A 13039-nucleotide genomic window follows, 5' to 3' on the forward strand; every position below is an offset into this window, starting at 1 on the left:
AAACGCCCAATAATGGCGCAAGGCTACAATCCCTGTATCTACAGAGGGTTTCACCATGAGCGACCAGCCGTCAGATCGCCGCCGTTTTCGGCGGATTGCCTTCGATGCCAAGACCGAACTCAAGCAGAACGGCCAGCAATGGCCGGTGCAACTGGTGGATTTATCGCTCAAGGGCTTGCTGGTGCAAAAGCCTGCGCCGTGGCTGGGCAAGGGTGACGAGCCCTTTGATGTGGACATTCACCTGGACGCCGACACGGACGTGCGCATGCAAGTGCGGCTGAGCCATGACGACCAGGGGCAACTGGGGTTTGTCTGCGAGCATATCGATCTGGACTCGATCAGCCATTTGCGCAGGTTGATCGAGCTCAATCTGGGGGATGAGGAGGAGCTGCATCGGGAGCTGGGCGAGCTGCTCAACATCTGACGATGTGCACACATCAATGTGGGAGCAGGCTTGCCCGCTCCCACAGGGCGTTGTGGTGTTGCGGGTTATTCGAACAAAGCATCCAGTGCCTGTTCCAGTCGGGTCACACCAATAATCTGCAACCCCGGCGGCGCCTCCTTCGGCGCGTTGCCCTTGGGCACGATGGCGCGCTTGAAGCCATGCTTGGCAGCTTCCTTGAGCCGTTCTTGGCCGCTGGGCACCGGGCGCACTTCGCCCGACAGGCCCACTTCGCCAAATACCAGCAGGTCATGGGGCAACGGTCGATTGCGCAGGCTGGACATCACCGCCGCCATCAATGCCAGGTCCGATGCGGTTTCCAGCACCTTGACGCCGCCCACCACGTTGAGGAACACGTCCTGGTCATGGGTCGGAATCCCGCCATGGCGATGCAACACCGCCAGCAACATCGCCAGGCGGTTCTGATCCAGGCCCAGGGTCACGCGGCGCGGGTTGGCCAGGTGGCTGTCGTCCACCAGGGCCTGGACTTCCACCAGCATCGGCCGGGTGCCTTCCCACGTCGCCATCACCACGCTGCCCGGTACTTCTTCCTGGGCGCGAGTAAGAAAGATCGCCGAAGGGTTGGAGACTTCTTTCAGCCCCCGGTCAGTCATGGCGAACACACCCAACTCGTTGACCGCGCCGAAACGGTTTTTCACCGCCCGCAACAGGCGCAGGCGTCCATCGGACTCACCCTCGAAATACAGCACCGTATCCACCATATGCTCCAGCACCCGCGGGCCGGCCAACGCGCCTTCCTTGGTGACATGGCCCACCAGGAAAATCGCCGTGCCGCTCTGCTTCGCGTAGCGCACCAGCAACGCCGCACTTTCCCGCACCTGGGACACCCCACCCGGCGCCGATTGCAGTTGCTCGGTGAAGATTGTCTGGATCGAGTCGATCACCATCACCTTGGGTTTTTCCACGCGGGCGGTGGCGATGATGCTTTCAATGCAGGTTTCGGTCATGACCCGCAGTTGGTCCTGGGGCAAGCCCAGGCGGCGGGCGCGCATGGCCACTTGTTGCTGGGATTCTTCGCCGGTGACGTACAGGGCCGGCATGCGGCTGGCGATGCTGCACAGGGTCTGCAGGAGGATGGTCGACTTGCCGATACCCGGGTCGCCGCCAATCAACACCACCGAGCCGTCCACCAGGCCGCCGCCGAGCACCCGGTCGAGCTCGCCGGACGCGGTGGAGAAACGCGGGATTTCCTCGACGCTGACTTCTGCCAGGGTCTTGATCTGGGCTTGTTGCCCGGTCCAACCGGAGCGCCCGCTGGGCGCCGCAGCCCCGCCGCTTTCAATCATGGTTTCAGTGAGGGTGTTCCACGCCCCGCATTCGCCACACTGGCCCGCCCATTTGGGAAAGGTCGCGCCGCACTCCGTGCAGCCGTACATGCGCTTGGCCTTTGCCATCTGAGAACCTCCAACCGAAAAACCGCGATGATAGCTCAGCGCGGCGCTGCGGTACGGATTTCACCGTTGGCCAATCGTGTAGCGCTGTTGCCCAGCGGGTCTTCGGCGTTCAGGTCGGCGCCCTGGGCCTTGAGTGCATCGAGCAGTTCGACGCGCTTGAACAGCCCGGCGTACATCGCCGCCGTCTGTCCGGCGCCGTTGCGTTGGTCGGGGTTGCAAGCGGTACCCAGCAAACGCCGGGCAATGCTCAACTCGCCCTTGAAGATCGCGCCCATCAGCGCTGTATTGCCGCGATTGTCCAGGACACAGGCATCGGCACCGGCCGCCAACAGTTGTTCAACAGCAGGGGCCTGGCCGTGGTAGGCGGCGAGGATCAGTGCGGTGTAGCCCTTGTCATCGACGGTATTGAGGGAATAACCGGATTCGATAAAAGTCTTGAGCATTTCCACGTCGCCACGCCGGGCGGCGTCGAAGTAGTAGTCCTGCAACTGCGCCTTGAGGGCCTGTGGGTCGGCGAGCACGCTCAAGGACCAGCAGGCCAGTAGGGCCCCTATAAAGCTACGCATAATCAACATCCTCTGCAGGTCCCTTGTAGGCGCCGGCTTGCTGGCGATGGCCCCCCAAAGATCACCATCGTCTTCAGCGACCTCATCGCCGGCAAGCCAGCTCCTACAGGGAGATGTGCCGTTAGTCCGTCAGCTTTTCAGCCAGCGCCTTGACTCGCGCCAGGTCGCCCTTGGCTACTTTGGCCACGCCCGTGCCGTACTCCGGGTCAGCTTTGTAGAGGAACGACAGAATGATGTGCTTGCTGACGTCATCGGTGGTCGCCAGGGAGCCGCCAAAGTTGTCGATCAAGTCCTGGCGTTCCTTCTTGTTGTAGGACCGATACAAATCGCCCGCCTGCTTGAAGTTCTGCTCACGCTGGATCTTCGCTTGCTGGGTGCTGCCCGCCAGGGGCATCTGGCTGTAACGCGCGCTTTGCGGCTCTTCCCGGGGTACCAGGCGGCTTGGCTGATAGTTCACGCCAGTGCTGGTCTTGCCGACGTTCATCGCGCCATCCTGGTTACCGTTGTTGACGGTGACCCGTGGAGCGTTGATCGGCAGTTGCAGGGCATTGGCGCCCAGGCGATACATCTGCGTATCGGCGTAGGAGAACACCCGACCTTGCAGCAGGCGGTCTTCCGACGGCTCGATACCCGGTACCAGGTTCGCCGGGGCCATGGCCACTTGCTCGGTTTCCTGGAACACGTTGCCGGGGTTGCGGTTCAGCACCATTTGCCCGACTTTGCGCTCGGGAACATCGGGCCAGATCTTGGTGGCGTCCAGTGGGTCGAAATCAAACTTGGCTAGCTCTTCAGGCTTGAGCACTTGCACATACAAGTCCCACTTGGGGAAGTCGCCCTTGTTGATATGGGTAACCAGGTCGTTAGTCATATGGCTGTAATCACGGCCCTGGACCTCGACAACTTGTTTGGGGTCCAGGTTCTTGATGCCCTGCAGGCTCTTCCAGTGAAACTTGACGTAGTGCACTTCACCCTTGGCGTTGATCAACTTGTAGGCATGTACGCCATTACCGTCCATCTCCCGATAACTGGCGGGGGTGCCGGAGTCCGAATACAACTCAGTGAGTGTGCGGGTGGACTCGGGAACATGGGAGAAGAAGTCAAAACGCCGGGAGTCATCATCCAGGTTAGTGCGCGGGTCCGGCTTGAAGGCATGGACCATGTCCGGGAACTTGATCGCGTCGCGGATAAAGAAGGTCGGGAAGTTATTGCCGACCAAGTCCCAGTTACCTTCGGCGGTATAGAACTTGGTGGCGAAGCCGCGCGGGTCGCGCAGGGTTTCCGGGGAGTGGTTGCCGTGCACTACAGCAGAGAACCGCACAAATACCGGCGTGGCCTCACCGGCGGCAAACACTTTGGCCTTGGTCAGGTCGCTGAGGTTGTCGGTGACGGTGAAGGTACCGTGGGCGCCGGTGCCACGGGCGTGCACCACACGCTCCGGGATGCGTTCACGGTCAAAGCGCTGCAGCTTCTGGATCAGTTGTACATCTTGCAGCAGGACCGGGCCGTTGGCGCCGGCGGTCTGCGAGTTCTGGTTGTCACCCACGGCCGCGCCATTATCGCGAGTGAGGTTGGCGGCACTGACCGACAACGACAACAAACTGGTACTGGCAATCAATAGCAGATTGCGCGCAGCAATAGACCTGCGGCTAATAAGGTTTTTCATCAAGCAATCCTCTGGCTTTTTTAAATGCACTTTTACGGGTGCTTGCCAGAGGCTAGTGATCCTGGCGCCAGAAGATAAATAGAAAAGCCACACCAACCCGATTAAAAAAATAGTGTGGCAAGACACTGAAATGCCGGGTATTTCGCGCGCGATTGGTGGCACTTTGCAAACTATTTGCGTTTTAATGTGTCGATTGCAACGAACAGTGTTAACAGTTGTGTCGAGCAAGTCACTGCAGACTGACTTACACTGAGTTCCTCTCCTCTCAACTGTAACAAGGAATAACCTATGGGCGTGATCAGTGAGTTCAAGGCCTTCGCGGTCAAAGGTAATGTGGTCGACATGGCGGTCGGTATTATCATCGGCGCCGCCTTCGGCAAAATTGTTTCGTCCTTCGTAGGCGACGTGGTGATGCCGCCCATCGGCCTGCTGATCGGCGGTGTGGACTTCGGTGACCTGGCGGTAACGCTCAAGGCAGCCCAGGGCGATGCACCTGCGGTGGTCCTGGCCTACGGTAAATTCATCCAGAGCGTCATTGACTTTGTGATCGTCGCGTTCGCGATCTTCATGGGTGTCAAGGCCATCAACCGTCTCAAGCGTGAAGAAGCCGTGGCGCCAAGCCTGCCACCGGTCCCCACCAAGGAAGAGGAACTGCTGGGGGAGATCCGCGATCTGCTCAAGGCCCAGAACAACAAGCCCCTGTAGCCGACCCGCAATACCTGTCGGCCACAGAAAAAGGCGCCCCTGACCGGGCGCCTTTTTTCTACCAGTAGTTTTCTACCGCCACCTGCCCGGGCCGACGCGCCAGGCTCAGTTGCATATCACGCTGCTTGAGCAGTTGCCGGGTGTCATCGATCATCTTCGGATTGCCACAAATCATCACCCGCGAATGCAAAGGCGTCAGCGCTACGCCCGCCGCACGCTCCAGCTCGCCATTTTCGATCAGGGTCGTGATCCGCCCATTCAATGCACCCGGCCGCTGCTCACGGGTCACGATAGGCAGGTAGGTGAGTTTATGGGCGTGTTCGCTCAAGTACTCGCGCTCACCCAATTCCTTGATCAGGGTCTGGTAGGCCAGCTCCCGAGCTTCCCTGGCGCTGTAGACCAGGATGATCCGCTCAAATTTTTCCCAGGCTTCAAAGTCCTGCAGGATCGACAGAAATGGCGCGATCCCCGTGCCGGTGCCCAGCAGCCAAAGGTCACGACCATCGACAAAACGATTCAGGGTCAAGAAACCGGTGGCCTGGCGCTCCACCAGCAACTCGTCGCCCACCCGCAGGCGACTCAGCTCACTGGTGAACTCACCACCGGGCACCACAATAGAGAAAAACTCCAGGAACTCATCAAAGGGCGACGACACCACCGAATAGGCACGCCACACCAGGCTGCCATCGGGTTTGGTCACGCCCAGGCGAACAAACTGCCCGGCGGTGAAACGGAACCCCGGGTCCCGGGTAGTACGCAGGGTAAACAGGCTGGGGGTCAACGACTGCACATCGATCAGGGTCTGGCGTGTGAATTTTTCCGCACTGGCCGTCATGGGGGGCTCCGGTCTACAGGTAACCCCTAGTGTCCCCCAAAGCGACGCCTGGAAACACCGTTGGTTTGTAGTGACATCCTGCGTGCCTCCACTGACCAATACAGAAAAGATGGCCATCTGCCTTCAATTCAAACCATTTGGCTATTAAGTCCTACTCATAACCCCTACATGAAAATTCATAAACTGTGTCGCAACCCTGCCCTAAGCAAATGAATGACAAAGAAATTCACTCACATCATCAGCCCCCCCGCCCGCGCGCCCAGGACCATGGGTATCAATCAGTTCTACTAAAAAACGCAACGCTAAGTGCGAAAATTCCCATCTGGGTTTTACATGCTGTCCTACACTCGATTCGGTAACGCTAAGGGGACCGCGTTGCGAACAATCAGTGTGCGACTCATGGAGATTTACCAATGGTCAACTGGCGAAACACACGTCTACCCAAACTAGAAGGTGAGGATGAGGTGACGACTATGTTCGAGGCTGCTCTGAACATTACCTATGAGCTGGGCTTTGAATATTGCGGTTTTATGATGGGCTCCAATGCGGTTTATCAGCCATTCAAGAACATCCACCTCAATAATTATCCAAGTGAATGGAACACTCTCTACAAAACAGAACATTACTTCGATATGGACCCGCTGGTCAGCCACTGCAAACGCGATGTACTGCCCATCGTCTGGGAAGAAAAAACCTACTCTGCAGTGCCGGACATGTGGGTTCACTTGCAAGCCCAGGGTCTCAATTTTGGCTGGGCGCAGTCGGTGCATGACTTCCGTGGCTTTTTCAGCATGATCAACCTGGGACGACGCCAGGAACCGGTGCAAGCCCAGGAACTGTATGAGAAAGCCGGCCAGGTCTTGTGGATCTGCCATGCCTTGCATACCGTCGCGGCCCAGGCCTATGCCAAGGAGCCGGCCTGCCAGTGCCCCACCAAGCTCACCAGTCGCGAGACCGAAATCCTGCAATGGTCGGCACTGGGCAAGACAGCTGCCGATATCGCGACAATTCTCTGCCTGTCCGAGCGCACTGTCGGTTTTCATATCAGCAGTGCGATGCGCAAGCTGGGGGTGAGCAATAAGATTGCCGCGGTGATCACGGCAGTCAAACACGGCCTTTTTTGAGTACAGCCCGCGCGCCCCATGTTGAAAACACCGAATGTAATCCGCCGGAAAAAAACGTAACATTTACGGCCAGTTCTGAGTGATGACGCCGCTCGTCAACGCCCGCGTCGCAGTCCACTCAGAAGGTTCCGCGCCAGGCCCGGAACACCCGTCGATTATCCAGAGTTCCCCCCGCCATGCCCCTGCTCGATAGCCCCTTCGCCCAACTCGACCTGATCCGCCAGCCCGAGCAGCAAAACGAACCGCTGCAAGCCTTCGATGCGGCCGACGAGTATCTGCTTGCCTACCTGGCCGAGCAGCAACCGGCCAGCAGCACCCGCGTACTGGTGCTCAATGACAGTTTTGGGGCATTGGCGGCCAGCCTTGAGGGGCATGTGCATGTCACCAGCAGCGGCGATTCATTCCTCGGCGCCCAGGCCCTGCAAAAAAACCTGATGCGCAATGGCAAGGCCTTCGATGCCCTCTCGTTCGTGCCTGCCAGCCAGGTGCCCAGCGGGCCCTTCGATCGCGTACTGATCCGGGTACCAAAAACCCTGGCGCTGCTCGAAGAACAATTGATCCGCCTGCAGGACCAATTGGCGCCAGGTGCCGAAGTGATCGCGGGGGCCATGGTCAAGCACCTGCCCCGCGCCGCCGGTGAACTGCTGGAGCGTTACATCGGGCCGATGCACGCGTCGCTGGCGGTGAAAAAGGCCAGGCTGCTGATCGCCACCCTGGCTGATCGCCCTCGCGTCGTATCGCCCTACCCCACGCGTTATCGCCTGGACGCGCCGGCCATCGAGCTACTCAACCACGCCAATGTGTTCTGCCGCGAAGGCCTGGATATCGGCACCCGTGCCTTCCTGCCCCATCTGCCGCACAACCTGGGGAACGCCCGCGTGGCTGACCTGGGTTGCGGCAACGGCGTGCTGGCGATTGCCAGCGCCCTGCGCAACCCCGAGGCGCAGTACACCTTGGTGGACGAGTCCTATATGGCCGTACAGTCGGCCGCCGAAAACTGGCGCGCGGCCCTGGGTGAGCGGCCCGTGATGATTCGCCCCGGCGACGGCCTGGCGGACCAGGAGCCGCAATCGTTGGACGTGGTGCTATGCAACCCGCCGTTCCACCAGCAGCAGGTGGTGGGGGATTTCCTTGCATGGCGCATGTTCCAGCAGGCCCGCGAAGCGCTGGTAGTCGGCGGCGCGTTGTACATCGTCGGCAACCGCCACCTGGGTTATCACAGCAAGCTGGCGCGCCTGTTCCGTGGTGTGGAGCAGGTGGCGGCGACACCAAAGTTCGTGATTCTCAAGGCCCGCAAATAACACAGGCAAAAAAAACCCTCCATTAAAGGAGGGTCAAGACTGCATGGGATGTCAGTGACTGCTCAGGCCCGCGGCGTTCATGAACATGCGCATCAGGCTGGCCACCACGAACAGGGCCAGGACGCTGCCGGTCCAGATCATTGCCAACCAGCCCAGGCGTTGCCACAGCGGCTTTTTCTCGGCCTGTTCGATATCGTCCAGTGAAGGTTTACCGGTCATGGTCCAAGCCTCCTAGTGATAGCCATCTTCATGGGTCACCTTGCCGCGGAACACGTAGTAGCTCCAGAAGGTGTAGCCCAGGATGAACGGGATGATGAACAGCGTACCCACCAGCATGAAGCCCTGGCTTTGCGGCGGCGCGGCGGCATCCCAGATCGACACCGACGGCGGGATGATGTTCGGCCACAGGCTGATGCCCAGGCCGCTGTAGCCGAGGAAGATCAACACCAGCGTCAGCAGGAACGGCGCGTAATGGGCATTGCGGGCCACGGCACGCACCAGCGCATACATGGTCACCAGCACCAGGATCGGCACCGGCAGGAACCAGAACAGGTTCGGCAGGGTGAACCAGCGCGAGGCGATGTCCGGGTGGGCCAGGGGCGTCCAGATACTGACGATGCCAATCACCGCCAACACGACGAACGCCAGGGGCCGCGCCAGGTTGTGCATCTGCTCTTGCAGCTTGCCTTCGGTCTTCATGATCAGCCAAGTGCAGCCCAGCAGGGCATAGGCCACGATCAAGGCCACGCCGCAAAACAGGGCAAACGGCGAGAACCAGTCCAATGAGCCGCCGGCGAACTGGCGGTCAACCACCGGAATGCCTTCAATGAATGCCCCCAGCGCCACGCCCTGGAAGAAGGTCGCCGCCAGCGAGCCGCCGATAAACGCCTTGTCCCACAAGTGGCGCTTGTCATCCTTGGCCTTGAAGCGGAACTCAAAGGCCACGCCACGGAAGATCAGGCCGATCAGCATCAGGATCAGCGGCAGGTACAGCGCCGAGAGCACCACCGAATAGGCCAATGGGAAGGCGCCAAACAATGCCGCGCCCCCCAGCACCAGCCAGGTTTCGTTGCCGTCCCACACCGGGGCGACGGTATTCATCATCACGTCGCGGTCAGTCTTGCCCGGGATAAACGGGAAGAGAATGCCGATCCCCAGGTCAAAGCCATCCATGACCACGTACATCATGATGCCGAAGATGATGATCACGGCCCAGATCAGCGGAAGATCAATACCCATGACTCAATTCCCCTTGTTCAGAGTGTCGCCGTGATCAGCGTCGCCGCTGTCATCGGCTGCCGACAATGGACGCGCCGGGGTACGTTGCTGCCCGGGGCCGCCGTGGGCCGGTTCGGTGCTGTCGTGGGTGACCGGGCCTTTGCGCACCAGGCGCATCATGTAGCCAAGGCCTGCGCCGAACAGGGCGAAGTACACCACCACAAACAGCGCCAGGGTGATGCTCATCTGCACCACGCTGTGGTTGGAAGAGGCGTCCGCCGTGCGCATCAAGCCGTAGACCACCCAGGGCTGGCGCCCGATTTCGGTGGTGAACCAGCCGGCCAGGATCGCAATCAACCCCGACGGGCCCATCCATAGCGCCAGGTACAGGAACGGTTTGTTGGTGTACAGCCTGTCGCCCTTGCGCAGCCAGAGGCTGAACAGGCCGGTGAAGATCATCAGCATGCCCAGGCCGACCATGACCCGGAACGACCAGAACACGATGGTCGAGTTGGCACGATCCTCAGGCGGGAACTCCTTGAGGGCCGGCACTTGCTTGTCCAGGGAGTGGGTGAGGATCAGGCTGCCCAGGTAGGGGATTTCCACCTTGTACTTGGTGCGCTCTTCCTTCATGTCCGGCCAGCCGAACAGGATCAGCGGGGTCGGCTCATTGCCGATGTTTTCCCAGTGGCCTTCAATCGCCGCAATTTTCGCCGGCTGGTGCTTGAGGGTGTTGAGGCCATGGAAGTCACCGATCACCGCCTGGATCGGCGCGACGATCAGGGCCATCCACATCGCCATCGACAGCATGGTGCGGATCGCCGGGTTGTCCTTGCCCCGCAGCAGATGCCAGGCCGCCGACGATCCGACAAAAAACGCGGTGGCGACAAACGCCGCCGTGGCCATGTGCGCCAGGCGATAGGGGAACGAAGGGTTGAAGATCACGGCCAGCCAATCGGTGGGGATCACCCGGCCGTCGATGATTTCAAAGCCTTGTGGCGTCTGCATCCAGCTGTTGGAGGCGAGGATCCAGAAGGTCGAGATCAGCGTACCGACGGCCACCATCACCGTGGCAAAGAAGTGCAGCTTGCGCCCGACCTTGTTCCAGCCAAACAGCATCACCCCAAGGAAGCCCGCTTCGAGGAAGAACGCGGTGAGCACTTCATAGGTCAGCAACGGCCCCGTGACAGAGCCGGCGAAGTCCGAGAAGCGGCTCCAGTTGGTACCGAACTGATAGGCCATGACCAGGCCCGAGACCACCCCCATGCCGAAGTTGACGGCAAAGATCTTCGACCAGAAATGGTAGAGGTCACGGTAGGTATCGTTGTGGGTCTTGAGCCACAGGCCCTCCAGTACCGCGAGGTAACTGGCCAGGCCAATGGTGATGGCCGGGAACAGGATATGGAACGAGATGGTGAATGCGAATTGAATTCGGGCGAGATCTAGCGCCTCCAAACCGAACATAAGTCTTCCTCTGTCAGGTAATACCGGCTACAGGCAGGGAGGCCTGCACCCACTGCTCCCACGGATATGGAGTGTGGCGAATTGCAATTCGTTCTTTTTTTACCAACCACGTAGGGATTCTGGCTTCTTGACCCCCACACCAACGCTGCAATCGGCATTGATCTGGATCAAGCATCGTTGAAAGAGTAGTCCCATTTTCCAGGTTGGACTGTGTGGTCTTTTGCCGCGTGACAGGTTGACTCAGCCAAATAGATGCCTTGCTAAGGATATTTGCCTGGCAGCAACTGTTTGTTACAGCTTGATGCTAACCTCGGCACTTCCCAGGTTCAGTCCAGTCCTTGCCGATGCCCAGTGAAACCCCGCTGCTGTTACGTCATCACCGCCCTTTTATCGCGTTCTGGCTGGCCCGGATTTTTACCGCCAGCGGCTTCCAGATGCTCACCGTGGCCATCGGCTGGAACCTCTACCAACTGACCGGCAACGTGCTGGACCTGGGCTTGGTGGGCCTGGTGGAATTTGTCCCACGGGTGCTGTTCATGCTGCACACCGGGCATGTGGCCGACCGTTACGAACGGCGCAGGGTCGCCGCCATTTGCCAGACGTTGCAGGCGTTGATCGCCCTGGCCCTGGTCATCGGCAGCCTGACGGACAATGTCACCCGCGAGATGATTTTTATCCTCGCCTTCCTGCTGGGCGCAGCCCGCTCCTTCGAACTGCCCACCACCCAGGCGCTGTTGCCGAGCATCGTGCCCAGCGCCCTGTTTCCACGGGCAGTGGCGGCGGCGCAGTCGGCCCAGCAATCGGCAACCATCGTCGCGCCGGCCCTGGGCGGCTTGCTCTATGCCTTCGGCAGCGCCTGGGTGTATGGCCCGACGGTGCTGCTGTACCTGATTGCCTGCATGCTCACCCTCAACCTGCCCGCGCGGCAGACCCCACTGAACAAGGGCAAGGCCACCCTCGACTCGCTGCTCGCGGGGATTCGTTTTATCCGCAGCCGGCCGGACATCCTCGGGGCGATTTCCCTGGACCTGTTCGCCGTGCTGTTGGGCGGCGCCACGGCGTTGCTGCCGGTGTTTGCCAAGGACATCCTGCTGACCGGCCCCTGGGGCCTTGGGCTGCTGCGCTCGGCGCCAGCGGTTGGGGCGCTGTTGATGTCATTGTGGCTAGCGCGGTTTGCCGTGGACCGGCACGTGGGCCGCGTGATGTTTACCGCTGTCGGGGTATTTGGCGTAGCGACCATCGCGTTCGGCCTGTCCACCTCGTTCTGGTTTTCGCTGGCGGTGCTGGTGGTGCTGGGGGCGGCAGACATGATCAGCATGGTGATCCGCGCCTCATTCGTGCAACTGGAAACCCCCGATGAAATGCGCGGGCGGGTCAGTGCGGTCAATGGGCTGTTTATTGGGGCGTCCAATCAGTTGGGCGAATTTGAATCCGGCGTCACCGCCCACTGGCTGGGCACAGTGCCAGCCGTGGTATTGGGCGGGGTCGGGACGCTGGTGGTGACGGGGGTATGGATCAAGCTGTTCCCGACGCTGGCCAAGCGCGACCGCATGCATACCCCGGCCGAAACGCCCTGAACCTGTCGGAGCCGGCTTGCCGGCGAAAAACCAGAGAGCAACACGGGCCACCAGGCACCCAGCGTTATCGTTGACGATTTTCGCCGGCAAGCCGGCTCCTACAGGGGGCCATCATTGGATGCGCAGCTGAGTCTTCAGGGTATTGCGCGGCGCATTGATCGATGTGTTGCTGTACTCGAACCAACCGGCGGCGCGGATATCCACGTCAAATACATAGATGTAGCCCATCAATGTGCCAGCGCCATTGCAGGCCTGGCTGACGGAGCCGACCTGGCAGATCGCGGTCTTTTGCCCCGCAAGCCGCGCCCCATCAAAGGTGGCGATGGAATTATTGCCCAGCCCCACTTCCATCACCGAGACCTGTGTCGGCCCACGGTGCTGGCACTGCCGGGTGCTGTCGACGCCCTCGGCGATGGACTCTTTGCACGCCTGGGACTGCACCTGGAATACCCGCACCTCGCTCAAGGCCGGTGCAGGCGCGCCCCACGCCGGTGCCGCCGCCAGCCACAGGCCGATACAGACGAACGGAGCTAGACTCCACGCGATGGCTTTTTTCATGCTTTGGATGACCCTGGACTGAACGTCGACGGAGTATGCCTCAAGGCCACACTCAACAAAACCGAGGCTGGGCGCCACAGGCCGTCGACCTGCTGGTATGATGCGCCGCTTTTTCCGATCCTCTGTAGAAAACACGCGGCGCTTGGCGCAGTTTGTGCTTTGACTTTGAGG

13 protein-coding genes are annotated in these 13039 nt (G+C 60.3%); 5 read left to right on the top strand and 8 right to left on the bottom strand.

Annotation, left to right across the window (positions count from 1 at the left end; translation table 11 throughout):
- Nucleotides 1–55: 55 nt before the first annotated feature.
- The gene (locus ACSSVH_RS22530; RefSeq protein WP_169951085.1) at nucleotides 56–424 is read left to right on the top strand and encodes a PilZ domain-containing protein; all 369 of its coding nucleotides are present in this window, start codon (nucleotides 56–58) and stop codon (nucleotides 422–424) included.
- A 65-nt stretch (nucleotides 425–489) separates the two neighbouring features.
- Here ACSSVH_RS22530 and radA read toward each other — a convergent pair whose 3' ends face one another.
- The 3 genes from radA to katB form a co-directional block, all read right to left on the bottom strand.
- Entirely contained in the window at nucleotides 490–1857 is a 1368-nt protein-coding gene (radA, locus tag ACSSVH_RS22535) for a DNA repair protein RadA (RefSeq protein ID WP_169951087.1), read from the bottom strand.
- Nucleotides 1858–1892: 35 nt separating this feature from the next.
- Nucleotides 1893–2423 (bottom strand): ankyrin repeat domain-containing protein, encoded by a 531-nt coding sequence (locus tag ACSSVH_RS22540; RefSeq protein WP_492633755.1) that lies wholly within the window; start codon nucleotides 2421–2423, stop codon nucleotides 1893–1895.
- 121 nt (nucleotides 2424–2544) lie between these two features.
- Nucleotides 2545–4086, bottom strand: a complete 1542-nt coding sequence (katB, locus tag ACSSVH_RS22545) for a catalase KatB (RefSeq protein ID WP_492633756.1) — start codon at nucleotides 4084–4086, stop codon at nucleotides 2545–2547.
- Between the two features lie 288 nt (nucleotides 4087–4374).
- Between katB and mscL the strand changes: the two genes are divergently transcribed.
- The gene (gene mscL, locus ACSSVH_RS22550; RefSeq protein ID WP_169951095.1) at nucleotides 4375–4791 is read left to right on the top strand and encodes a large-conductance mechanosensitive channel protein MscL; all 417 of its coding nucleotides are present in this window, start codon (nucleotides 4375–4377) and stop codon (nucleotides 4789–4791) included.
- Between the two features lie 58 nt (nucleotides 4792–4849).
- On the opposite strand, the gene ACSSVH_RS22555 is transcribed toward mscL, so the two are convergent.
- A complete protein-coding gene (locus ACSSVH_RS22555; protein WP_492633757.1) occupies nucleotides 4850–5626 on the bottom strand; it encodes a ferredoxin--NADP reductase in 777 nt (258 codons plus the stop codon).
- 413 nt (nucleotides 5627–6039) lie between these two features.
- Between ACSSVH_RS22555 and ACSSVH_RS22560 the strand changes: the two genes are divergently transcribed.
- Together ACSSVH_RS22560 and ACSSVH_RS22565 are read left to right on the top strand one after the other, a co-directional pair.
- Nucleotides 6040–6750, top strand: a complete 711-nt coding sequence (locus ACSSVH_RS22560; RefSeq protein ID WP_169951099.1) for a helix-turn-helix transcriptional regulator — start codon at nucleotides 6040–6042, stop codon at nucleotides 6748–6750.
- 176 nt (nucleotides 6751–6926) lie between these two features.
- On the top strand, nucleotides 6927–8051 hold the full coding sequence (locus ACSSVH_RS22565) for a methyltransferase (protein WP_492633758.1): 1125 nt from the start codon (nucleotides 6927–6929) through the stop codon (nucleotides 8049–8051).
- 51 nt (nucleotides 8052–8102) lie between these two features.
- On the opposite strand, the gene ACSSVH_RS22570 is transcribed toward ACSSVH_RS22565, so the two are convergent.
- From ACSSVH_RS22570 to ACSSVH_RS22580, 3 genes are read right to left on the bottom strand one after another with little or no spacing between them, the layout of a single operon-like run.
- Nucleotides 8103–8270, bottom strand: coding sequence for a DUF2474 domain-containing protein (locus ACSSVH_RS22570; RefSeq protein ID WP_492633759.1), 168 nt, complete (start codon nucleotides 8268–8270; stop codon nucleotides 8103–8105).
- A gap of 12 nt (nucleotides 8271–8282) precedes the next feature.
- Nucleotides 8283–9290, bottom strand: a complete 1008-nt coding sequence (gene cydB, locus ACSSVH_RS22575) for a cytochrome d ubiquinol oxidase subunit II (protein WP_029292140.1) — start codon at nucleotides 9288–9290, stop codon at nucleotides 8283–8285.
- A gap of 3 nt (nucleotides 9291–9293) precedes the next feature.
- Nucleotides 9294–10733: a cytochrome ubiquinol oxidase subunit I gene (locus tag ACSSVH_RS22580; protein WP_169951106.1), complete on the bottom strand. Its 1440-nt coding sequence runs from the start codon at nucleotides 10731–10733 to the stop codon at nucleotides 9294–9296.
- 344 nt (nucleotides 10734–11077) lie between these two features.
- Between ACSSVH_RS22580 and ACSSVH_RS22585 the strand changes: the two genes are divergently transcribed.
- Nucleotides 11078–12310 (top strand): MFS transporter, encoded by a 1233-nt coding sequence (locus tag ACSSVH_RS22585; protein ID WP_169951108.1) that lies wholly within the window; start codon nucleotides 11078–11080, stop codon nucleotides 12308–12310.
- Nucleotides 12311–12421: 111 nt separating this feature from the next.
- On the opposite strand, the gene ACSSVH_RS22590 is transcribed toward ACSSVH_RS22585, so the two are convergent.
- Entirely contained in the window at nucleotides 12422–12868 is a 447-nt protein-coding gene (locus ACSSVH_RS22590; RefSeq protein WP_492633760.1) for a DUF4879 domain-containing protein, read from the bottom strand.
- Between the last annotated feature and the right edge of the window lie 171 nt (nucleotides 12869–13039).

This window comes from Pseudomonas sp. HC1(2025) (assembly GCF_058742075.1).

Coding starts and splice junctions, on each gene's coding strand:
- ACSSVH_RS22530 (WP_169951085.1), top strand. CDS start 56: ATGAGCGACCAGCCGTCAGATCGCCGCCGTTTTCGGCGGATTGCCTTC.
- radA (WP_169951087.1), bottom strand. CDS start 1,857: ATGGCAAAGGCCAAGCGCATGTACGGCTGCACGGAGTGCGGCGCGACC.
- ACSSVH_RS22540 (WP_492633755.1), bottom strand. CDS start 2,423: ATGCGTAGCTTTATAGGGGCCCTACTGGCCTGCTGGTCCTTGAGCGTG.
- katB (WP_492633756.1), bottom strand. CDS start 4,086: ATGAAAAACCTTATTAGCCGCAGGTCTATTGCTGCGCGCAATCTGCTA.
- mscL (WP_169951095.1), top strand. CDS start 4,375: ATGGGCGTGATCAGTGAGTTCAAGGCCTTCGCGGTCAAAGGTAATGTG.
- ACSSVH_RS22555 (WP_492633757.1), bottom strand. CDS start 5,626: ATGACGGCCAGTGCGGAAAAATTCACACGCCAGACCCTGATCGATGTG.
- ACSSVH_RS22560 (WP_169951099.1), top strand. CDS start 6,040: ATGGTCAACTGGCGAAACACACGTCTACCCAAACTAGAAGGTGAGGAT.
- ACSSVH_RS22565 (WP_492633758.1), top strand. CDS start 6,927: ATGCCCCTGCTCGATAGCCCCTTCGCCCAACTCGACCTGATCCGCCAG.
- ACSSVH_RS22570 (WP_492633759.1), bottom strand. CDS start 8,270: ATGACCGGTAAACCTTCACTGGACGATATCGAACAGGCCGAGAAAAAG.
- cydB (WP_029292140.1), bottom strand. CDS start 9,290: ATGGGTATTGATCTTCCGCTGATCTGGGCCGTGATCATCATCTTCGGC.
- ACSSVH_RS22580 (WP_169951106.1), bottom strand. CDS start 10,733: ATGTTCGGTTTGGAGGCGCTAGATCTCGCCCGAATTCAATTCGCATTC.
- ACSSVH_RS22585 (WP_169951108.1), top strand. CDS start 11,078: ATGCCCAGTGAAACCCCGCTGCTGTTACGTCATCACCGCCCTTTTATC.
- ACSSVH_RS22590 (WP_492633760.1), bottom strand. CDS start 12,868: ATGAAAAAAGCCATCGCGTGGAGTCTAGCTCCGTTCGTCTGTATCGGC.